Genomic DNA, 20,785 nt, shown 5'->3' with positions numbered 1-20,785 from the left:
TCAGCCGGCCGGCGACGGGACTTCCGGCGCGCTTTTCGACAGTCGATACCAGGCGAACACGGCGCAACCGGTCGCGCCGATCACGTGCAGCCAGGAGTACATGCCGTGTGAGCCGTCGGGTTTGAAGATCACCATGATCCAGGTCGAGGCCGCGGCGATCGCGGCGATCGCCGTCGGTGAGCGGACCAGGGTGGCCGCGGCCGCCAGCGGCCAGGTGTAGTACCAGGGCAGCGCCGCCGGCACGAACAGCACCACGACCAGCATGCCCCAGGCGATCCCCGTCACCGCCGCCCGGTCGTCGCGGCGCGACCGCCACCACAGCACCGGGAGCACCAGCGCGATCACCACGATCCCGCTGATCCGGGTGATGTGCAGTGCGGCATAGAAATTGATCGGCGCGACCAGTCCGCCGACGGCGTGGACGAGGTTGGCCGCGGCGGTCGGCACGGTGAGCCAGTTGATGATCTTGACGTTGCCGGCCAGCAGCGCGGTCAGCCAACCCAGGCCCACACCGGCCAGCGCCGACAGCGCCGCGAAGGCTGCGACGACGATCGCCGCGGAGATGGTCGCCGCCACCGCGAACGCCTTCGCCGCCGGGTAGCCGCGGCGTTCATGTCGCGGTTCCAGCTTCGGCTCTCCTTCGTCGAGCCTCGCTGAACCGCGGCGTTCATGTCGCGGTTCCAGCTTCGGCTCTCCTTCGTCGAGCCTCGCTGAACCGCGAGGTTCACGTAGCCGGCGCATCCACACCCACACCAGAAACGGCAACGCGATCACCGCGGTGGCCTTCACCGCGGCGGCCAGGGCCACCAGGCTGATGCCCGCCAGCGGCCGGCCCTGCAGCGTCAGTGCGATCCCGGCGACCATCAGGCCCACCATCAGCATCTCGTTGTGGACGCCGCCCATCAGGTGGATGATGACCAGCGGGTTGAGCACCGCCAGGTACAGCGCCGCCGGGGCGCTGCCGCCGACCCGGCGGGCGACTTGCGGTGCCGCCCAGATCAACAGCGCCAAACCGGGCAGCATGCACAACCGCAACACCATGGTGCCGACCACCACGTTGTTGCCCACCAGGATCGTGACGAGTTTGGCGACCAGGATGAACGCCGGGCCGTAAGGTGCCGTCGTCGCCGCCCAGATCGGGCTGACGTCGTCGAGCAGCGGGTTGGGGTTCTCGACCGGACCCACCTGGTAGGGATCCAAACCGTCCCGCAGCAGTGCGCCCTGGGCCAGATAGGAGTAGGTGTCGCGGCTGAACACCGGAACCGACAGCAGCAGCGGCGCCAGCCAGAATCCGGTGGTGGCTATCAGCGTGTATTCGGTTGCGGCGCCGTCGATCACCCGCCGGCCCAGGCCGAACCAGGCCAACAGCATCACCGCGACACCGGTCCACAGCAGCACCGACGACAACACCAGCCCGTGACCGAACCGCAGCCAGGACAGATGCACCGCCTCCAGCACCGGGTCCTGGATCCGGGTGCTGCCGGCACCCAGGCCGCCCACCGTGATCAGCATCGCGCCCGCGCACCCCAGCCACGCCGCTGCGGCCTGCTCGCTGGTGGCGAACTCGCGCAGCCGGGTCAGCGGCCGGGTCGGGCCCGCCGGAACCGTCGATGTGCTGGGGATGGACATGGCGCTGGGGGCTCCTCAGGCCTTCCGGTCGGCGACCAGTCGGGCCAAGTCGGTCAGTCCGTCCTTGGCGGCCTCGTCGATCGGGGCGGCCGCCAGCGCCGTCATGGCCCGGCGGGTCAGGCTGTCGATACGGTCCTCGACGGCGGCGAGCGCGCCCACCGCCTCGATCAGGTCGCACAATTCGCGGACCTGCACGTCGGTCAACGCGGAGCCGAGCGATGCGCGCAACCGTTCGGCGGCCGCCGCATCCGACTTGTCGGCCAACTCGACGGCCTCGGCGACCAGCACGGTGCGTTTGCCTGAGCGCAGGTCGTCCCCGGACGGCTTGCCGGTCACGGCGGGGTCGCCGAACACGCCCAGCACATCGTCGCGCAGCTGGAACGCCACCCCGAGATCGGTGCCGACCTCGTGAAACAGCGCCTGGATGTCGGGCCGGTCGGCGGCGGCCGCGACCCCCAGTTGCAGCGGCCGCACCACCGTGTAGGAGGCGGTCTTGTAGGTGTTGACCGTCATCGCCGCCGCGATCGACTCGTCACCGCTGGCCTCGGCGACGATGTCGAGGTACTGCCCGCCCAACACCTCGGTGCGAATGTCCGACCAGACCCGCCGCACCCGGCGTTGCGCGTCCGCCGGTAGGCCGGCGCCGGCGACGATGTCGTCGGCCCACACCAGTGCCAGGTCGCCGAGCAGAATGGCGGCCGAGATCCCGAATTGGTCGGCCGGTCCCCGCCACCCGCGGGCGCGGTGCAGATCGGCGAATTTGTGGTGCGTGGTGGGGCTGCCGCGCCGGGTCGCCGAGGCATCGATCACGTCGTCGTGCACCAGCGCGCAGGCGTGCAGCAGTTCCAGTGCCGAGAACAGCAGCAGCTCGTCGTCGACGGCATCCCGACCGGTGATGGCCCGCCAGCCCCAGTAGGCGAACGCCGGACGGAGTCGCTTGCCGCCGCTGAGGACGAACTCCTCCAGCCCCGCGATCAGCCCCTGGTAGTCCTCGCCCATGTAGCCGGTGTCGGTACGGCGGGTGCGCAGGTAGGAGCGCAGCTGCTCGGTTACCGCACCGGCCAGTTCGACGGCCGAGGGTGCGGTTGCTGCTGTTGCCTTGAAGCTCAGCTCGGCGCCCCTTCCTCACTCGGCCGGCCCGGGACTCCCGGCGTGCGTTCAGCGTAGAGTGTGCCACCACGCCCGGGGGAGGCTCAGACCGGCGGCGACGCCCGGGTGGGGTCACACCGATTGCCCGCCGGCACCGGTCGCTTCGATAGGCTCGGGGCATTGCGTCCGTGTCGGCCGCAATGCCGCTGCTGCTTCTGGCGAAGCGAGCCGGCGAAGCCGGCCCGCGGACCCGCCCCATGGCAACCGCCTTCGATCAGGAGCAACCCGTGACCTTGAACACCGTCGCACTCGAGCTTGTCCCGCCGAACTTGGATCGTGGGCCAGAGCAGGCCCACGAGAAAGCCTGCGAGGACGCCGACAAGGTCCGGCGGTTTGCGGCCGAGGTCGGTATCGAGGGCCGCATCCGGCACATCCTGATGCCCGCGATGATCGCCGAGGACGACGACCGGCCCGTGGAGATGAAGCCCAAGCTCGACGTGCTGGACTTCTGGAAGACCATCGGGCCGCAGCTGCCGGGCATGTCCGGGCTGTGCACCCAGGTGACCGCGTTCTCGGACGAAGCGGCGCTGCGTGGTCGGCTCGGCGATTTGACCGGGGCCGGTATCGAGGGCGTCGTGTTCGTCGGCGTGCCGCGCACCATGGCCGACGGTGAGGGCTCCGGCGTGCCGCCCACCGACGCGCTGGCGACCTTCCGCGCCGATGTCGCCAACCGCGGCGTCATCCTGATCCCGACCCGCGCCGACGAGATCGGCCGGTTCGATTTCAAATGCGACCGGGGTGCCACCTTCGGGCTGACCCAGCTGCTGTACTCCGATGCGATCGTGCCGTTCTTGACCGAGTTCGCCCAGCACAGCGACGCGCGCCCGGAGATCTTGCTGTCCTTCGGTTTCGTGCCGACGTTCGAGAACCGGGTCGGCCTGATCAACTGGCTGATCCAAGACCCCGGCAACGCGGCGGTCGCGGCCGAGCAGGCCTTCGTCAGAACCCTCGCCGACAGCGAGCCCGAGCAGCGCCGCAAGTTGATGCTCGACCTGTACAAGCGGGTCATCGACGGTGTCGCCGACCTGGGCTTTCCGTTGAGCATCCACCTCGAGGCGACCTACGGGGTGTCCGCCGCTGCGTTCACCACCTTCGCCCAGATGCTCGACTACTGGTCGCCGGCGGCTCGCTGAGCCGGCTCGGCGCTCAGCCGGCGTCGTCGTGCGGGGAGCTGAAGCGCGGTGAGCGGTCGCGGCCGCCCCAGGCGATCAGCGCCACCGCTCCGGCCACGGCGAACGTCGACAACACCAGCCACATGGCGGCGCGGGCGAACGATCGAGTGCTGGGGTCGGTGTAATGAGCCTGTGCGCTCATGGTGCTGACCACGCCCGGCTTGAGTCGCCACTGCACCGTATCGTCGCCGAGTCGCTCGCCGTTGGTCGAGGTCACCTCCCCGGGGAACGCGACGCTCAGCTCGACGTCGGCCGTCGGGTCGCTCAGCGAGGTGAGGTCCACCCGGCCCTCCAGGATCACCAGGTTCCCGGCGCGGCGCAGCGCGAGGTTCACCCCGGCCGCGTCGCGGTTCATCTCGGCCAGCTGCGGCAGTTCGGCGAAGGTCAGGTCGGAGAACACCGCCTGCGAACCGACGTAGCCGTCGCGGTTGTAGCTGGTGATCGCGATCTTCTGCGCGAACGGCACGTCGGCGCTGAGCTTGGGTCCGGTGTCGTTGTCGTTGCGGGGTTTGGCCGCCGCGATGATCTGTCCGGAGACCTGGTCGTTGGGGGAGACGGTGATGGTGGCCTTGACGCGCACACACCCGGCCACCATGGGCGCGGTGATCAGCACCAGCACCACCAGCGCCAGCAGTCGACGGTATGCGGTGAACCGCCGGAAAGTCGGTAGCGAGCGCCGAACGTGCACGGAGGTCATCGTGCCAGACCGGCGGGCTGGTCGGCCGACGACGCGGCGGTTGGCTGCTCCAGCGGCAGCGCCCGGCCCAGGATGGCGAACGGCCGGGGATCGCCGGCGAAGTGGTGCCCGCGGATGACGTCGGCGAAGCCCAGCCGCCGGTAGAGCCGCCAGGCGCGGTTGCCTTCGCCGCTGATCTCCGGTGTGGAGAGCAGCACGTTGGCCTCGGCCCGTCCGGTCAGCAGCCGCCGCGCTAGTGCCTCGCCCAAGCCGCTGCCCTGTGAACGCGGCAGCACGTGCAGCTCGGTCAGCTCGAAGTAGCTGGTCGTCAGCCGCTGGATGTCGGGGCGGGGGATGCCGCGGCGGTGCAGACCCGCCACCACCTGCTGCTGCCACCACTGGTCGGGTGCACCGCAGTAGCCATAGGCGATCCCCAGCAGTTCGGCGCCGCCCCCGGTAGCCCCGTCTTGCAGGGCGGCCACCGCCCGCCAGCCACGGCGGCGGGTGTGATCCAGCCACATCGAGGCTCGTTGGTTCTCGGTGCCGGGCGGGTAGCCCATCGCGGTGACGTATACCCGCAATGCCTCGCTGAGCCGGTCCGCCATGTCGCGCGGCGACAGGTCGATGAGCAATGTCGCCAACGGTTCCTCTCCCGGTCGATGGTTTTGGGCGCGCGCACCCATTATCGGAGCTTCGGTTCCCGGACGTCGGGCGGTTACCGATCGGCATCGCCGGACCGGGGCTACAATCGGCTGACGAAGCCTGTGGTACACCACAGGCCGACCTCGTATTATCAGTGTTAGTTGCCCGCACAGTCCGTAGCCAGCCGTGGGCAGTGATGTGACCGGCCGTCGGCAAGGAGGGACGATGCCACTCTCCGATCATGAACAGCGCATGCTCGACGAGATCGAGAGCGCCCTCTACGCGGAGGACCCCAAGTTCGCGTCCAGCGTCCGTGGTGGTGCGCTGCGCACTCCCACCACGCGGCGGCGGGTGCAGGGCATGGCAATGTTCCTGACCGGGCTGGTGATGCTGGTTTCCGGTATTCCGTTCTATTCGACCGTCAACCCCGGATTCCTGATCTTGAGCGTGGTCGGTTTCGTGGTGATGTTTGGCGGCGTGGTGTTCGCCATCACCGGAAACCACGCGACCGCGGTCGGCGACGGGGTGGCCAAGACGGGCGGGAGTCAGCAGCGTCGGGTCAAGGGTGGCAGCGGTACGTTCGCCAGTCGCATGGAGGACCGGTTCCGCCGTCGTTTCGAGCCGTAGCGCGGCACGTTTGACGTGACAGGGGCAGCCGATCGGCTGCCCCTTTTTCGTGTGCGTTCGCCGTCGCGCCGGCGCGTCCCGGGTCCGGCAACGGCCTGATTCCCCACTTCGCCCCACTCCAATTCTGACGGTGTGACCTGGGGTTTTTCCGATCCAGCTTGCTGATTTTGCCGCAGTAGAGCCGACCAACCCCCGGTTCAGTGGGGAAAGGGGGCGACAGCAGCGCATTAAATGGTGCAGAGTGGGGGATTGTGGGGTATTGTGGGCTGACGTTGTCGACGTGGTGGCGGGAGGTGGCCGATGTTCCTCGGCACCTATACGCCCAAGCTCGACGACAAGGGGCGGCTGACACTGCCCGCGAAGTTTCGCGACGCGCTGGCAGGAGGTTTGATGGTCACCAAGAGCCAGGACTACAGCCTGGCCGTGTACCCGCGGGCCGAGTTCGAGCAACTCGCCCGCCGCGCGGCCAAGGCGTCGCGCAGCAATCCCGAAGCGCGGGCATTCCTGCGCAACCTGGCCGCCGCCACCGACGAACAGCATCCCGACGGGCAGGGCCGGATCACCTTGTCGCCCGACCACCGCCGCTACGCCAACCTCTCCAAAGACTGCGTGGTCATCGGATCGGTCGACTACCTCGAGATCTGGGATGCGCAGGCGTGGAGCGACTACCAGCAGACCCATGAAGAGAACTTCTCCGCGGCCAGCGATGAAGCCCTCAGCGACATCATCTGAGGCGCGCGCCCGTGCCTCGTGGCCTCTGTCCGAACCGACCCTGACGTACTTCCCCAACGTCAGGTTCGCGCCGTCGGGCAGGGACCTCGAGGCGGGGGCGATCCCCGGACGATCGTCGGCATGGCGGGGCCCACATCGGAGGGGAGGTGTTGCGGTGGCCGAGCAGGGCGAATTCGGGCACGTACCGGTACTGCTGGAGCGTTGCGTGGAACTGCTGGCCCCGGCGCTGACCCGGGAATCACCCGACGGCCGTGGCGCCACTCTCGTCGACGCCACCCTCGGGGCCGGCGGCCATACCGAACGGTTCCTGAGTCAGTTCCCCGGCCTGCGGGTCATCGGCCTCGACCGGGACACCACCGCGCTTGAGATCGCCGGCACCCGGTTGGACCGGTTCGCCGATCGGCTGCGCACCGTCCGGACCCGCTACGACGCGATCGGCGCAGCGCTGACGGAAGTGGGGTTGGCGCCAACAGGTTCGGTCGACGGGGTGCTGTTCGATCTCGGCGTCTCGTCGATGCAGCTCGACCGGGCGGAGCGGGGCTTCTCCTACGCCCAGGACGCCCCACTGGACATGCGGATGGACCCCGAGGCCGAGCTGACGGCCGCGGAGATCGTCAACACCTACGACGCGGCCGCGCTGACCGACATCCTGCGCCGTTTCGGCGAGGAGCGCTTCGCGTCACGCATCGCCGCCCATATCGTCCGCCGGCGGTCGCAGACACCGTTCACCTCGACGGGGCAGCTGACAGCGCTGCTCTACGAGGCGATTCCGGCGCCCGCTCGACGCACCGGGGGGCATCCGGCCAAGCGGACGTTCCAGGCACTGCGCATCGCGGTCAACGGCGAGCTCGAGTCGCTGCGCAGCGCCCTCCCGGCCGCCCTGGACGCGCTGGCGGTGGGTGGGCGCGTCGCGGTGATGTCCTATCAGTCACTGGAGGATCGCATCGTCAAGCAGTTGTTCGCCGCGGTGACCACGTCGCGCACGCCGGTCGATCTGCCGGTCGAATTGCCCGGTGACAGACCGAGGTTCACGACGTTGACGCGGGGCGCCGAGCGTGCCCAACCGGATGAGGTCGAGCACAACCCGAGAGCGGGATCGGTCCGGTTGCGGGCCGTGCAGCGCGTTGCGGCCGGGCCGGCTTCGACAGCGAGGGGGGATTGATGGCGACCAACCGCAAACCTGCGGCCAGGCAAGGCGATCGCCGCCGCGGCCCAGAGGGCGCCACCCGCACCGGGCCGCGCCGTTCGAGTGAGGCGCCGCAGGCACGGCGCTCTCGGCGGCAGCACGGGACTGCGCCCGCCCCGGGGCGTGAATCGCGGCCGCGGTCGGGGCCGCAGAACGCGGTGCTCTCACGCACCGATGCCCGGCCGGTGCCGCCGAAGAACACCAAGCAGGCCAAGGCGCGTGCCAAGGCGCGAAAGGCCAAGGCGCCCAAGGTGGTGCGCGTACCGCTGCGGGAACGCCTGATCACCCGACTGGCGTCGATCGATCTGCGACCGCGCTCCTTGGCGGCCAAGGTCCCGTTCGTGGTGTTGATCATCGGTTCGCTCGGCATCGGGCTGGGCATCACGTTGTGGCTGTCGACCGATGCCGCCGAGCGCTCCTATCAGCTGGGCAACATCCGGGAGCGCAATCGGGTGCTGCTGCAGCAGAAGGAGGCGCTGGAGCGTGACGTGCTCACCGCCGAGTCGGCGCCGGCGCTGGCCGAGGCGGCCCGCGAACTGGGCATGATCCCGACCCGCGACACCGCCCACCTGGTCCAGGACCCGGCCGGCAACTGGGTGGTCGTCGGCCAACCGAAACCGGCCGAGGGTGTGCCGCCGCCGCCACTGAACACCAAGCTGCCCGACGAGCAACCGGCGACACCGCCGGCCGAGGTTCCGGTGCGGGTGCCGCCCGCCGGGCCGAAGCTGGACAGCCGGCATCTGCCCACCCCGGCCGCGCCGGCGCCCGCTGTACCCGGTGCGCCGCTGATCATCCCGGGGCTGCCGGGAATGCCCGGCCCGGCCGGTGCGCCGCTGTCCGGGCCGCCGCCGGGTCCCGCGCTCGAGATCCCGCCCGTCGCGCTGCCGCCGGAGGCCGCGCTGCCCCCCGCGGCCGTATTTCCACCGCAGGCCGCCTTGCCGGCGCAACCGGAGCTGCCGCAGCAGCCCGTCCTGCCACCGGTGCTTCCGGGAGCCCCGCGATGAGAAGGTCGGCTCGGAGCACAGGACCGACGCGGCGCGCCGACGGCTCGATCAAGGCGGGCACGCGCAGGGCCGGCCGATCCGCCAAGCCCACCAAGCAGGCCAAGTCGGCCAAAACGACCAAAGTGGCCCAGCAGACGGGACATTCGGCGCGCGACCGTCGTACCCGGCCGGCCACCGACCTGGGGCTGCGCAGCGCATCGTTCGTCTTCCGGCACCGCACCGGCAACGCCGTGATCTTCCTGGTGCTGGCGCTGTCCGCGGCCCAGTTGTTTTATCTGCAGGTGCCGCGGGCGTCGGGATTGCGGGCCGAGGCCGCTGGACAACTCAAGGTCACCGACGTCCAGCAGGCCATGCGCGGCGACATCATCGACCGCACCGGTGACAAGTTGGCGTTCACCATCGAAGCCCGGGCGTTGACCTTCCAGCCGGTCAAGGTCGGCAAGCAACTCGCGGAGGCCCGGAAAAAGGATCCGGCCGCCCCCGATCCCCAGCGGCGCTTTCAGGAGATCGCCAAGGACGTCGCCGGCCGACTCGGGAACAAGCCGGATGCGGCGACGCTGTTGAAGAAATTGCGCAGCAACGAGACCTTTGTCTATCTGGCCCGTGCCGTCGATCCGGCGCTGGCCGAGGCGATCACCGACAAATACCCGGAGGTCGGCAGCGAGCGCCAGGATCTGCGGCAGTATCCGGGCGGATCGTTGGCCGCCAACATCATCGGCGGCATCGACTGGGACGGCCACGGCCTGCTGGGGCTGGAAGACTCGATGGACGCCGTGCTGGCCGGCACCGACGGCTCGATCACCTACGACCGCGGCTCCGACGGCGTGGTGATCCCGGGCAGCTACCGCAACCGGCACCGGGCCGTCAACGGCTCGACGATCCAGCTCACCCTCGACGACGACATCCAGTTCTACGTCCAGCAGCAGGTTCAGCAGGCCAAGAACGTCTCCGGCGCCCGCAACGTCACCGCGGTGGTGCTCGATGCCAAGAGCGGCGAGGTGCTGGCGATGGCCGGCGACAACACCTTCGATCCGTCCCAGGACATCGGGCGACAGGAGGACCGGCAGCTGGGAAACCCGGCGGTGTCGTCGCCGTTCGAGCCCGGCTCGGTGAACAAGATCATCACCGCCGCCTCGGTCATCGAGTACGGCCTGAGCAACCCCGATGAGGTGCTACAGGTTCCGGGCTCGATCAACATCGCCGATGTCACCGTCAGCGATGCCTGGGAGCACGGGGTGGCGCCCTACACCACTACCGGGATCTTCGGGAAGTCCTCCAACGTCGGCACCCTGATGCTGGCGCAGCGGGTAGGCCCCGAGCGTTGGTTCGAGATGCTGGAGAAATTCGGTCTGGGGCAGCGCACCGGCGTCGCCCTTCCCGGCGAGAGCGCCGGGCTGGTTCCGCCGGTTGACCAGTGGTCGGGCAGCTCGTTCGCCAACCTTCCGATCGGCCAAGGCCTTTCGATGACGCTGCTGCAGATGGCCGGGATGTATCAGGCCATCGCCAACGACGGGCTGCGCATTCCGCCGCGAATCATCAAGGCCACCATCGCCCCCGACGGCGCCCGCACCGAGGAACCCCGCCCGGACGGGGTGCGGGTCGTCTCGGAGCAGACCGCGCAGACCGTCCGCAACATGCTGCGCTCGGTGACCCAGCGCGACCCGACCGGTGTTCAGCAGGGCACCGGATGGCAGGCCGCCGTCGACGGCTACCAGATCGCCGGGAAGACCGGCACCGCCCAGCAGATCAATCCCGGCTGCGGCTGCTATTACGACGACGTCTACTGGATCACCTTCGCCGGGATCGCGCCGGTGGACAATCCGCGCTACGTCATCGGAATGATGATGGACAACCCCCATCGTGCCGCCGACGGATCGCCGGGCACGTCGGCCGCGCCGCTGTTCCACAACATCGCCGGCTGGCTGTTGCAGCGGCACAATGTTCCGCTGTCGCCGGACCCGGGACCGCCACTCGTGCTGCAGGCGATGTAGCGGTCGTCCCCGCGCCGACTGCGAAATGCCGGTCGGCCACCCCGCTATGGGTGCCCGCCTGGGTAGTCTCAGGTCCGGTTCTGGTGACCTGGCCGCAGCGGATGGAGGTGATCGCGGTGTCTGCCGCAATGCGCCCTGAGGTCGGGACGGGTACGCCGCTGCGCGTCCTGGCCGACCGCGTCGGGGCGGTCTCCGCGACCGGCGGTGTGGTGCCGGAGCTGCCGATCACCGGGCTGACGCTGCGCGCCCAGGATGCGCAGCCGGGGGACCTGTTCGCGGCGCTGCCCGGCGCGACCACCCGCGGGGCGCGGTTCGTCGCCGACGCGGTGGCGCGCGGCGCGGTCGCGGTGCTCTCCGATGGCGACGGGGCCGCCGAGATCACCAGCGGCGCAGTGGCGCCCGGGATACCGGTGCTGGTGCATCCGGCTCCTCGCGCGGTGCTCGGCGAAGTGGCGGCCACCGTCTACCGGCATCCCTGCGAGCGGCTCACGGTCATCGGTGTCACCGGGACGTCGGGCAAGACCACCACCGCCTACCTGGTGGAGGCCGGGTTGCGGGCCGCCGGCCGGACCCCGGGGCTGATCGGCACCGTCGGGGTCCGAATCGACGGGGTCGATCTGCCCAGCGCGCTGACCACCCCCGAGGCGCCGGCGCTGCAGGCGCTGCTGGCAGTGATGGCGCAGCGCGGGGTCGACACCGTGGTGATGGAGGTGTCCAGCCACGCCCTGACGTTGGGCCGGGCCGACGGCACCCGCTTTGCGGTGGGCGCGTTCACCAACCTGTCGCGTGACCACCTGGACTTCCACCCGAGCATGGCGGACTACTTCGAGGCCAAGGCGCGGCTGTTCGATCCGGCCTCACCGCTGCACGCCGCCCGGGCGGTGGTCTGTATCGACGACGAGGCCGGCGAGGCGATGGCGGCGCGCGCGAGCGCACCGGTCACCGTCAGCGTTACCGGCCGGCCCGCGGGCTGGGGTGTGGAAGGCGTCAGCGCGGCTGCGGGCCCAGGTGGCCGGGAGTTCGTGGCGGTGGACCCCGCCGGGGTGCACCATCCGGTCGGAATCGGGCTGCCCGGGGACTACAACGTCGCCAATTGTCTGGTGGCGCTGGCGATTCTCGACGTGGTCGGGGTGTCGCCGGAGCAGGCGGCGCCGGGCCTGCGCGACGCCCGGGTGCCCGGCCGGATGGAGCCGATCGATCGCGGCCAGGACTTCCTGGCACTGGTCGACTACGCGCACAAGCCGGGTGCGCTGGCCGCGGTCTTGCAGACACTGCGCCAGGACCTGCGCGAAACGGCCGGGCGGCTGGCTGTGGTGTTCGGCGCCGGCGGCGACCGCGACCACGGCAAGCGTGCGCCGATGGGGCGGATCGCCGCCGAGACCGCGGACCTGGTGGTCATCACCGACGACAACCCGCGGGGCGAGGACCCCGCCGACATCCGGCGCGCGATTCTGGCCGGTGCGGCCGACGGCAGCGCGGCGGTGGTCGAGATCGGTGATCGCCGGGCGGCGATCGAGCACGCGGTGCGCTGGGCGCGGCCCGGCGATGTGGTGCTCGTCGCCGGCAAGGGCCACGAAACCGGGCAGACCGCCGGGGGACGAACGCAGCCCTTCGACGACCGAATCGAGCTGGCCCAGGCGCTCGAAGCGCGCGAGCAGCACCGATGATCGCGCTGACCGTCGCGGAGATCGCCGCGATCGTGGGTGGCCGGCTCGCCGACATCTCACCGGAGCAGGCCGCGCGCACCGTGGTCAGCGGGACCGTGGAGTTCGACTCCCGTCGCATCACCGCGGGCTCGTTGTTCCTGGCTCTGCCCGGTGCGCGTGCCGACGGCCACGACCACGCGGCGTCGGCGGTGGCCGCCGGCGCGGTGGCGGTGCTGGCGGCCCGTCCGGTCGGGGTGCCGGCGATCGTGGTAGACCCTGGCCCGAAGGCCGCCAGCAGATCCGGTGCGCTCGAGCACGACGACGCGTCCGGATCCGGGGCGACGGTGCTGGCCGCGCTGGCCACACTCGCCGCCGCGGTGGCCGCCCGACTGGTCGCCGAGGGCCTGAGGATCATCGGCGTTACCGGCTCGTCGGGCAAAACCTCCACCAAAGACCTGATCGCCACGGTGCTGGCGCCGCTGGGTCAGGTGGTGGCGCCGCCCGGATCGTTCAACAACGAACTGGGCCACCCGTGGACGGTGCTGCGGGCCGATGAGCACACTGACTTTCTGGTGCTGGAGTTGTCCGCGCGGCATCGCGGCAACATCGCGGAACTGGCTGCCATCGCCCCGCCGCAACTGGCGGTGGTGCTCAACGTCGGCAGCGCGCATCTGGGCGAGTTCGGCTCCCGCGAGGCGATCGCGGAGACCAAAGCCGAACTGGTGCAAGCCGTTCCGGAGTCCGGCGTGGTGATCCTCAACGTCGACGATTCCGCGGTGGCCGCGATGGCGGACAAGACCGTCGCACGGGTGGTGCGGGTCAGCCGCTCCGCGCCCGCCGACGTGTGGGCCGATGCCGTGGTCCTCGACGAGTTGGCCCGCCCGCGGTTCGCCCTGCACGCCGGTGGCGAAGCCGACGTCACGGTGTCACTCGGGGTGTCCGGAGACCACCAAGTCGGCAACGCGCTGTGCGCCGCTGCCGTGGCCTTGGAATGCGGTGCTACGCCGCAGCAGGTGGCCGACGCCCTGGCGGGCGCCGGGCCGGCCTCGGGGCACCGGATGCAGGTCAGTACCCGCGCCGACGGCGTCACCGTGATCGACGACTCCTACAACGCCAACCCCGACTCCATGCGGGCGGCGCTGCAGGCGCTGGCCTGGATCGCCCGCGGTGAGAATCCGGGGGCGAAGCGCCACAGCTGGGCGGTGCTCGGCGAGATGGCTGAGCTGGGCGAGGACGCGATATCTGAGCATGACCGCATCGGCCGGCTCGCGGTGCGCTTAGATGTGTCTCGTCTCATTGTCGTCGGCGTAGGGAGAGCAATGGGGGCGATGCACCACGGCGCGGTCATGGAGGGATCCTGGGGCGCCGAGGCCACTGCGGTACAAGACGTCGATGCCGCCCTGGCCCTGCTGCGCGCCGAATTGCGGTCGGGTGACGTGGTGCTGGTCAAGGCGTCCAACTCCGCCGGGCTGACGGCCCTGGCCGACGCGCTGGTCAGCGACGACCCGGGAGATCGCCGATGATCATGATCCTCGTCGCGGCCGGTGTCGCGCTGTTGGTCGCGATCCTGCTGACCCCGGTGCTGATCCGGGTGTTCACCAAGCAGGGCTTCGGTCAGGAGATCCGCGAGGACGGCCCGGCCAGCCATCAGAGCAAACGGGGCACCCCGTCGATGGGTGGCGTGGCGATCGTGGCCGGGATCTGGGCGGGCTACCTGACGGCTCAACTGGCCGGCCTGGTCTTCTACGGCACCGGACCGACGGCCTCCGGGCTACTGGTGTTGGGGCTGGCGACTGCGCTGGGCGGCGTCGGATTCATCGACGACCTGATCAAGATCCGCCGGTCACGCAATCTCGGCCTGAACAAGACCGCCAAGACCGTCGGGCAGGTCACCGCGGCGACCCTGTTCGGTCTGCTGGTGCTCAACTTCCGCAACAGCTCCGGGCTGACCCCGGGCTCCCAGCAGCTGTCCTACGTGCGCGAGATCGCCACCGTCACACTGCCACCGGCGATTTTCGTGTTGTTCGTCATCCTGATCGTCAGCGCCTGGTCGAACGCGGTGAACTTCACCGACGGCCTGGACGGCCTGGCCGCCGGATCGATGGCGATGGTCAGTGCCGCCTACGTGCTGATCACCGTGATGCAGCACCGCAACGCCTGTGCCATCGCGCCCGGACTGGGTTGCTACAACGTGCGCGACCCGCTCGACTTGGCGCTGATCGCCGCCGCCACGGCGGGCGCCTGCATCGGGTTTCTGTGGTGGAACGCCGCGCCGGCGAAGATCTTCATGGGCGACACCGGATCACTGGCGCTGGGCGGGGTGATCGCCGGGATGTCGATCACCACCCGCACCGAGATCCTCGCGGTGGTGCTCGGCGGGCTCTTCGTCGCCGAGATCACCTCGGTCGTCGTGCAGATCCTGGCGTTCCGCAGCACCGGCCGCCGGGTGTTCCGGATGGCGCCGTTCCATCATCACTTCGAGTTGGCCGGCTGGGCGGAGACCACCGTGATCATCCGGTTCTGGCTGCTGACGGCCATCGCCTGCGGGCTGGGCGTCTCCATGTTCTACGGCGAGTGGTTCACCGCCGTCGGCGGCTGACATGACCGGCGTGCTGTCCTCCGGCGCCCGGGTGCTGGTTGCCGGCGCCGGGGTGACCGGCCGGGCGGTGCTGAACGCGTTGGCGCCGCTGGGCCTGGACTTGACACTCTGCGACGACGACCCGGCCGCGCTGCGTGCCCACACCGGGGTCACCACGTGCAGCCCGGCCCAGGCCGGGTCCCAGATCGCCGACTACACCCTGGTGGTCACCAGCCCCGGGTTTGCGCCCACCACACCCGTGCTGGCCGCGGCGGCCGAAGCCGGGGTGCCGATCTGGGGTGACGTGGAACTGGCCTGGCAGCTCGATGCGGCTGGTCGTTACGGTCCGCCACGGCGCTGGCTGGTGGTGACCGGCACCAACGGCAAGACCACCACGACGTCGATGCTGCACGCCATGCTGACCGCCGCGGGCCGGCGCGCCGCATTGTGCGGCAACATCGGCAGCCCGGTGCTCGATGTGCTCGGCGAGCCCGCCGGCGGTTCAGCGAGGCTCGACGGAGGAGAGCGGAAGCTGGGACCGCCGCATGAATCCGAACTGCTGGCCGTCGAGCTGTCCAGTTTCCAGCTGCACTGGGCGCCGTCGCTGCGTCCGGAGGCCGGGGCGGTGCTCAACATCGCCGAAGACCACCTGGACTGGCACGGCAGCATGGCCGCCTACACCGCCGACAAGGCGCGGGCACTGGCCGGCCGGGTGGCGGTGGTCGGCCTCGACGACGCCCGCGCGGCGGCGCTGCTGGGCGGGTCGCCCGCGGCGGTGAAGGCCGGTTTCCGGCTCGGGGAGCCGGCGGCCGGCGAGCTCGGCGTCATCGACGGCATGCTGGTCGACCGCGCGTTCGCCGGCGCGGAAGCCGTGGCGCTGGCGCCGGTGGCCTCGATTTCGGTGCCCGGGCCGGTCGGCGTGCTGGATGCGCTGGCCGCGGCGGCGCTGGCCCGCAGCGTGGCGGTGCCGCCGGAGGCGATCGCGGCCGCGTTGGCATCGTTTCAGGTCGGTCGGCACCGCGCCGAACTGGTGGTCGTCGCCGACGGCATCAGCTACGTCGACGACTCCAAGGCCACCAACCCGCACGCCGCCGAAGCCTCGGTGCTGGCCTACCCGCGGGTGGTCTGGGTGGCCGGTGGTCTGCTCAAGGGCGCCTCGGTCGAGGCGACCGTCGCCCGCATCGCCGATCACCTGGCCGGGGCGGTGCTGATCGGCCGCGATCGCGGCGAGGTTGCCAAGGCGTTATCACGACACGCACCGGATGTCCCCCTCGTCTTCGTTGAGACGGGTCAGGATGCTGATATGCAAGTTATGGGTGAGACTGCTGTGTCTCCAGTTACTCGTGTGACACGAGTAGCTGATGGGTCCGACGAGTCGCTGGGCTCGCGAGTGATGACCGCGGTGGTCGCCGCCGCCCGTGACCTGGCAAGGCCCGGCGACACGGTGCTGCTGGCCCCGGCGGGGGCGTCCTTCGACCAGTTCGCCGGCTACGGCGCCCGGGGCGATGCCTTCGCGGCCGCCGCGCGCGCCGCGGCAGGGGCGGTGTGATCGGGATTCTGGCCCGGCTGCGGCGAGACGCCGGGGCCGCGGCCGCCGAGGACGAGACGACGCCGCCGAAGCCCGCCAACACCGAGCCGCGCACCCGGTTCGGGGCCTGGCTGGGCCGGCCCATGACGTCGTTTCACCTCATCATCGCCATTGCCGCGTTGCTGACCACGCTCGGTCTGATCATGGTGCTGTCCGCGTCGGGGGTGGAGTCCTACGGTGTCGACGGCTCGGCCTGGCGGATCTTCGGCAAGCAGGTGCTCTGGACGGTGATCGGGCTCATCGGTTGCTATGTGGCGTTGCGGATGCCGGTGCGGTTCATGCGCCGCATGGCTTTTCTGGGATTCGCGTTCACCGTCGTGTTGCTGGTGCTCGTGCTGATCCCCGGTATCGGCACGCTGTCCAACGGCTCCCGGGGCTGGTTCGTCGTCGCCGGATTCTCCATGCAGCCCTCCGAACTGGCCAAGATCGCGTTCGCCATCTGGGGCGCCCACCTGCTGGCGGCCCGGCGGATGGAACGCGCGACGCTGCGCGAGATGCTGATTCCGCTGGTGCCGGCCGCGGTGGTCGCTTTGGCGCTGATCGTCGCCCAACCGGACCTGGGGCAGACGGTCTCGCTGGGCATCATCCTGCTGGCGCTGCTGTGGTACGCCGGCCTGCCGCTGCGGGTGTTCACCAGCTCGCTGGCGGCGGTGATCGTGGCGGCCGGCATCCTGGCCGTCTCGGAGGGTTACCGTTCCGACCGGGTGCGGTCCTGGCTGGACCCAGATGCCGACCCGATGAACGCCGGGTACCAGGCGCGGCAGGCGAAGTTCGCACTGGCCAACGGCGGCATCTTCGGCGACGGCCTGGGCCAGGGGACCGCCAAGTGGAACTACCTGCCCAACGCGCACAACGACTTCATCTTCGCCATCATCGGCGAGGAACTCGGCTTCATCGGCGGGTTCGGGTTGCTGGCGCTGTTCGGCCTGTTCGCCTACACCGGCATGCGCATCGCGAAGCGCTCCGCCGACCCGTTCCTGCGACTGCTGGCGGCCACCACCACGATGTGGGTGATCGGCCAGTCCTTCATCAACGTCGGCTACGTGATCGGGCTGCTGCCTGTCACCGGGATTCAGCTACCGCTGATATCGGCCGGTGGAACCTCCACGGCGACAACGTTGTTCATGATCGGCATCATGGCCAATGCGGCCCGGCACGAACCGGAGGCGGTGGCTGCGCTGCGCGCCGGCGCCGACGACCGGATGAACCGGATGCTGCGGTTGCCGCTGCCGGAGCCGTATGCACCGACCCGGATCGAGGCACTGCGTGACCGGCTGCGGTCTCGGCCGCAATCCGCCGGCGGGCAGCGCGGCACCGGGCGGGCACCGTCCCGGTCGGCCGGGCGGCAACGCGCAGCCGGGCAGCCGACGAAGCGGGCGGCGAGCCGCGGCACGGGCCGGGCAGGGCAAAATGGAGCCGGCCGACGTCGCCGGGCGGCGTCCGTACAAGCGGCGTCCCGACAACCGGCGTCGGCCGAGCGGCGTCCGACAGTCGGGCGCGCACGCGCACTGGAAGGTCAGCATTAGGGGAGTGAACGACTCGGTCAGCAAGCCGGACCGCGGTGCGCCGATATCGGTGGTTCTGGCCGGCGGCGGTACCGCAGGCCACGTCGAGCCCGCGATGGCCGTCGCCGACGCGCTGCGCGCCGTGGACGCAGGTGTCCGCATCACCGCGCTGGGCACGGCACGCGGCCTGGAGACCCGGCTGGTGCCCGCTCGCGGCTATGACCTGGAGTTGATCACCCCGGTGCCGTTGCCGCGCAAACTCAACGCTGATCTGATTCGGCTGCCGGCCCGGGTGGTGCGGGCCGTTCGCGAGACCCGGGCGGTGCTGCGCGCCGTGCGGGCCGACGTGGTGATCGGGTTCGGCGGCTACGTGGCGTTGCCGGCGTATCTGGCCGCGCGTGGTATCGGCCGGCGGCAGATTCCGGTGGTGATCCACGAGGCCAACGCGCGCGCCGGGCTGGCCAACCGGGTCGGCGCCCACGGCGCCGCGCGGGTGCTCTCCGCCGTCGGCGATTGCGGCCTGTCGCGCCCGGAGGTGGTCGGGGTGCCGGTCCGCGCGGCGATCACCACGCTGGACCGGGCGGCGCTGCGGGCAACGGCCCGCGCCCACTTCGGCTTCGCCGACGACGCTCGGGTGCTGCTGGTGTTCGGCGGTTCCCAAGGCGCCCAGTCGATCAACCAGGCGGTCGCCGGTGCGGCCAAACATCTTGCTGCGGCCGGGGTTTCGGTGCTGCACGCGCACGGCCCGAAGAACACGCTGGATCTGCCGCGGCCCGCCGAGGGCGATCCGCCGTACGTCGCGGTGCCTTATTTGGACCGGATGGACCTGGCATATGCGGCCGCCGATCTGGCGATCTGCCGGTCCGGGGCGATGACGGTCGCCGAGGTGTCGGCGGTCGGATTGCCGGCGGTGTACGTGCCGTTGCCGATCGGCAACGGTGAGCAGCGGCTCAACGCGCTGCCGGTCGTCGACGCGGGCGGCGGTGAGCTGGTCGACGACGCCGCGCTGACCCCGGACTTCGTGGCCGGCACGGTCGCCGGGCTGCTCACCGACCGGGCGCGGCTCGCCGCGATGACCAGCGCCGCCCGGCTGGCCGGGCACCCGGAAGCGGCGCAGCGGGTGGCGCAGGCGGCGTTGGACGTGGCGGCCGACCGGCGGTCTCGGAGCCGTAATGAGCACTGATCAGCTGCCGCCGGAGCTGAGCCGGGTGCACATGGTCGGCATCGGAGGAGCGGGCATGTCCGGTATCGCCCGCATCCTGCTGGACCGGGGCGGCCTGGTGTCGGGGTCCGACGCCAAGGAGTCGCGCGGGACCCACGCGCTGCGGGCCCGGGGCGCGCAGGTGCGGATCGGCCACGACGCCTCGGCGCTGGATCTGTTGCCGGGCGGTGTCACCACGGTGGTGACCACCCACGCGGCGATCCCCAAGACCAACCCCGAACTCGTCGAGGCCCGCCGCCGCGGCATTCCGGTGGTGTTGCGGCCGGCGGTGCTGGCCATGCTGATGGCCGGGCGCACCACCTTGATGGTCACCGGCACGCACGGCAAGACCACCACCACGTCGATGCTGGTGGTCGCGTTGCAGCACTGCGGGCTGGATCCGTCGTTCGCGGTCGGTGGCGAATTGGGTACGGCCGGTGCCGAGGCCGGCACCAACGCCCATCACGGCAGCGGACCGTTGTTCGTCGCCGAGGCCGACGAGAGCGACGGCTCGCTGCTGGAGTACACCCCGAACGTCGCGGTGGTGACCAACGTCGAAGCCGACCACCTGGACTTCTTCGGCAGTGCCGAGGCCTACACCCGGGTGTTCGACTCGTTCATGGAGCGCATCACGCCGGGCGGCGCGGCGGTGGTGTGCGTCGATGACCCCGGCGCCGCCGAGCTGGCCGATCGCACTGCGGCACAGGGCATCCGGGTTCTGCGCTACGGCACCGAGCGGCCCGGACAGCAGGAGCTGGCCGGTTCGCTGTTGAGCTGGGAACAGCAGGGGACCGGCGCGGTCGCCGAGATCGCGCTGGCGGGATCCGCTTCCCGGGAGGCGATGCGCCTGGCGGTGCCGGGCCGGCACATGGCGCTCAACGCGCTGGGTGCGTTGCTGGCTGCGGTCGAGGTCGGCGCGTCGCTGCAGGCCGTGCTCGACGGCCTGGCTGGCTTCGACGGGGTACGACGCAGGTTCGAATTGGTGGGCTCGGCGGGCTCGTCGGGGTCGGTGCGGGTCTTCGACGACTACGCACACCATCCCACCGAGATCGCCGCGACGCTGACCGCGGTCCGCGCCCTGCTCGCCGAGCGTGGCACGGGCCGCAGCCTGGTGGTGTTTCAGCCGCATCTGTACTCGCGGACAAAGGCTTTCGCTGCCGAGTTCGGCCGGTCGCTGAACGGCGCCGATGAGGTGTTCGTGCTTGACGTTTACGGTGCGCGTGAGCAGCCGTTGCCCGGCGTGAGCGGGGCGAGTGTCGCCGAGCATGTCAGCGTTCCGGTGCACTACCTGCCGGACTTCGCCGCGGTGCCGCAGGCGGTGGCCGCGGCGGCCGGGCCTGGTGACGTGATCGTCACCATGGGCGCCGGCGACGTGACCGTGCTGGGCCCGGAGATCGTGACCGCGCTGCGGGCGCGGTCCGACCGGACCCTTCCCGGCCGCCCGGGCGCGCTGTGAGTA

Annotated in this window: 17 protein-coding genes; 13 read left to right on the top strand and 4 right to left on the bottom strand. The window is 70.7% G+C overall.

From position 1 onward, the window contains the following. Both G6N19_RS00700 and idsA2 read right to left on the bottom strand, forming a co-directional pair. The gene (locus G6N19_RS00700) at positions 1 to 1,629 is read right to left on the bottom strand and encodes an alpha-(1->6)-mannopyranosyltransferase A (RefSeq protein ID WP_193465577.1); all 1,629 of its coding nucleotides are present in this window, start codon (positions 1,627 to 1,629) and stop codon (positions 1 to 3) included. Between the two features lie 15 nt (positions 1,630 to 1,644). Then, the gene (idsA2, locus tag G6N19_RS00695) at positions 1,645 to 2,694 is read right to left on the bottom strand and encodes a bifunctional (2E,6E)-farnesyl/geranyl diphosphate synthase (protein ID WP_193466272.1); all 1,050 of its coding nucleotides are present in this window, start codon (positions 2,692 to 2,694) and stop codon (positions 1,645 to 1,647) included. 311 nt (positions 2,695 to 3,005) lie between these two features. On the opposite strand from idsA2, the gene G6N19_RS00690 reads away from it, so the two are divergent. Further along, positions 3,006 to 3,911, top strand: a complete 906-nt coding sequence (locus tag G6N19_RS00690; RefSeq protein WP_193465576.1) for a mycobacterial-type methylenetetrahydrofolate reductase — start codon at positions 3,006 to 3,008, stop codon at positions 3,909 to 3,911. A gap of 13 nt (positions 3,912 to 3,924) precedes the next feature. Here G6N19_RS00690 and G6N19_RS00685 read toward each other — a convergent pair whose 3' ends face one another. Together G6N19_RS00685 and G6N19_RS00680 are read right to left on the bottom strand one after the other, a co-directional pair. Then, positions 3,925 to 4,545 (bottom strand): LppM family (lipo)protein, encoded by a 621-nt coding sequence (locus G6N19_RS00685; RefSeq protein WP_408632476.1) that lies wholly within the window; start codon positions 4,543 to 4,545, stop codon positions 3,925 to 3,927. Positions 4,546 to 4,643: 98 nt separating this feature from the next. Next, entirely contained in the window at positions 4,644 to 5,267 is a 624-nt protein-coding gene (locus tag G6N19_RS00680; RefSeq protein WP_193465574.1) for a GNAT family N-acetyltransferase, read from the bottom strand. Positions 5,268 to 5,493: 226 nt separating this feature from the next. Between G6N19_RS00680 and G6N19_RS00675 the strand changes: the two genes are divergently transcribed. From G6N19_RS00675 to murC, 12 genes are all read left to right on the top strand, one after another. Next, positions 5,494 to 5,895 (top strand): DUF3040 domain-containing protein, encoded by a 402-nt coding sequence (locus G6N19_RS00675; protein ID WP_013828669.1) that lies wholly within the window; start codon positions 5,494 to 5,496, stop codon positions 5,893 to 5,895. 300 nt (positions 5,896 to 6,195) lie between these two features. Then, positions 6,196 to 6,627: a division/cell wall cluster transcriptional repressor MraZ gene (mraZ, locus tag G6N19_RS00670; protein WP_013828670.1), complete on the top strand. Its 432-nt coding sequence runs from the start codon at positions 6,196 to 6,198 to the stop codon at positions 6,625 to 6,627. Further along, on the top strand, positions 6,602 to 7,789 hold the full coding sequence (gene rsmH / locus G6N19_RS00665) for a 16S rRNA (cytosine(1402)-N(4))-methyltransferase RsmH (RefSeq protein WP_081465514.1): 1,188 nt from the start codon (positions 6,602 to 6,604) through the stop codon (positions 7,787 to 7,789). The genes mraZ and rsmH overlap by 26 nt, the downstream gene beginning before the upstream one ends. Beyond that, positions 7,786 to 8,817, top strand: a complete 1,032-nt coding sequence (locus tag G6N19_RS00660) for a hypothetical protein (protein WP_408632457.1) — start codon at positions 7,786 to 7,788, stop codon at positions 8,815 to 8,817. Before rsmH ends, G6N19_RS00660 begins: the two co-directional genes overlap by 4 nt. Next, the gene (locus tag G6N19_RS00655) at positions 8,814 to 10,808 is read left to right on the top strand and encodes a peptidoglycan D,D-transpeptidase FtsI family protein (protein WP_193465572.1); all 1,995 of its coding nucleotides are present in this window, start codon (positions 8,814 to 8,816) and stop codon (positions 10,806 to 10,808) included. Before G6N19_RS00660 ends, G6N19_RS00655 begins: the two co-directional genes overlap by 4 nt. Positions 10,809 to 10,909: 101 nt before the next feature. Then, positions 10,910 to 12,475, top strand: a complete 1,566-nt coding sequence (locus G6N19_RS00650) for a UDP-N-acetylmuramoyl-L-alanyl-D-glutamate--2,6-diaminopimelate ligase (protein WP_193466271.1) — start codon at positions 10,910 to 10,912, stop codon at positions 12,473 to 12,475. Continuing rightward, a complete protein-coding gene (locus G6N19_RS00645) occupies positions 12,472 to 13,977 on the top strand; it encodes a UDP-N-acetylmuramoyl-tripeptide--D-alanyl-D-alanine ligase (RefSeq protein WP_193465571.1) in 1,506 nt (501 codons plus the stop codon). Before G6N19_RS00650 ends, G6N19_RS00645 begins: the two co-directional genes overlap by 4 nt. Further along, positions 13,974 to 15,053: a phospho-N-acetylmuramoyl-pentapeptide-transferase gene (gene mraY, locus G6N19_RS00640; RefSeq protein WP_013828676.1), complete on the top strand. Its 1,080-nt coding sequence runs from the start codon at positions 13,974 to 13,976 to the stop codon at positions 15,051 to 15,053. The genes G6N19_RS00645 and mraY overlap by 4 nt, the downstream gene beginning before the upstream one ends. A gap of 1 nt (position 15,054) precedes the next feature. Then, positions 15,055 to 16,581 (top strand): UDP-N-acetylmuramoyl-L-alanine--D-glutamate ligase, encoded by a 1,527-nt coding sequence (gene murD / locus G6N19_RS00635; RefSeq protein WP_193465570.1) that lies wholly within the window; start codon positions 15,055 to 15,057, stop codon positions 16,579 to 16,581. After that, positions 16,578 to 18,146, top strand: coding sequence for a putative lipid II flippase FtsW (gene ftsW / locus G6N19_RS00630; protein ID WP_013828678.1), 1,569 nt, complete (start codon positions 16,578 to 16,580; stop codon positions 18,144 to 18,146). Before murD ends, ftsW begins: the two co-directional genes overlap by 4 nt. Positions 18,147 to 18,240: 94 nt before the next feature. Beyond that, positions 18,241 to 19,308, top strand: a complete 1,068-nt coding sequence (gene murG / locus G6N19_RS00625; protein WP_408632475.1) for an undecaprenyldiphospho-muramoylpentapeptide beta-N-acetylglucosaminyltransferase — start codon at positions 18,241 to 18,243, stop codon at positions 19,306 to 19,308. Beyond that, positions 19,298 to 20,782 carry a UDP-N-acetylmuramate--L-alanine ligase gene (gene murC, locus G6N19_RS00620; RefSeq protein ID WP_193465569.1) on the top strand — a complete coding sequence of 495 codons (1,485 nt, stop codon included), beginning with the start codon at positions 19,298 to 19,300 and terminating at the stop codon, positions 20,780 to 20,782. The genes murG and murC overlap by 11 nt, the downstream gene beginning before the upstream one ends. Positions 20,783 to 20,785: the final 3 nt, after the last annotated feature.

The organism is Mycobacterium novum (genome assembly GCF_010726505.1).
GTDB lineage: Bacteria > Actinomycetota > Actinomycetes > Mycobacteriales > Mycobacteriaceae > Mycobacterium > Mycobacterium algericum.
The sequence above is the reverse complement of the archived record's forward strand: the minus strand, read 5'-3'. Positions and strand labels throughout refer to the sequence as shown.

Coding starts and splice junctions, on each gene's coding strand:
- murC (WP_193465569.1), top strand. CDS start 19,298: ATGAGCACTGATCAGCTGCCGCCGGAGCTGAGCCGGGTGCACATGGTC.
- murG (WP_408632475.1), top strand. CDS start 18,241: ATGGCCGTCGCCGACGCGCTGCGCGCCGTGGACGCAGGTGTCCGCATC.
- rsmH (WP_081465514.1), top strand. CDS start 6,602: ATGAAGCCCTCAGCGACATCATCTGAGGCGCGCGCCCGTGCCTCGTGG.
- G6N19_RS00650 (WP_193466271.1), top strand. CDS start 10,910: ATGGAGGTGATCGCGGTGTCTGCCGCAATGCGCCCTGAGGTCGGGACG.
- murD (WP_193465570.1), top strand. CDS start 15,055: ATGACCGGCGTGCTGTCCTCCGGCGCCCGGGTGCTGGTTGCCGGCGCC.
- G6N19_RS00700 (WP_193465577.1), bottom strand. CDS start 1,629: ATGTCCATCCCCAGCACATCGACGGTTCCGGCGGGCCCGACCCGGCCG.
- G6N19_RS00645 (WP_193465571.1), top strand. CDS start 12,472: ATGATCGCGCTGACCGTCGCGGAGATCGCCGCGATCGTGGGTGGCCGG.
- mraZ (WP_013828670.1), top strand. CDS start 6,196: ATGTTCCTCGGCACCTATACGCCCAAGCTCGACGACAAGGGGCGGCTG.
- G6N19_RS00655 (WP_193465572.1), top strand. CDS start 8,814: ATGAGAAGGTCGGCTCGGAGCACAGGACCGACGCGGCGCGCCGACGGC.
- G6N19_RS00675 (WP_013828669.1), top strand. CDS start 5,494: ATGCCACTCTCCGATCATGAACAGCGCATGCTCGACGAGATCGAGAGC.
- mraY (WP_013828676.1), top strand. CDS start 13,974: ATGATCATGATCCTCGTCGCGGCCGGTGTCGCGCTGTTGGTCGCGATC.
- G6N19_RS00685 (WP_408632476.1), bottom strand. CDS start 4,545: ATGGTGGCCGGGTGTGTGCGCGTCAAGGCCACCATCACCGTCTCCCCC.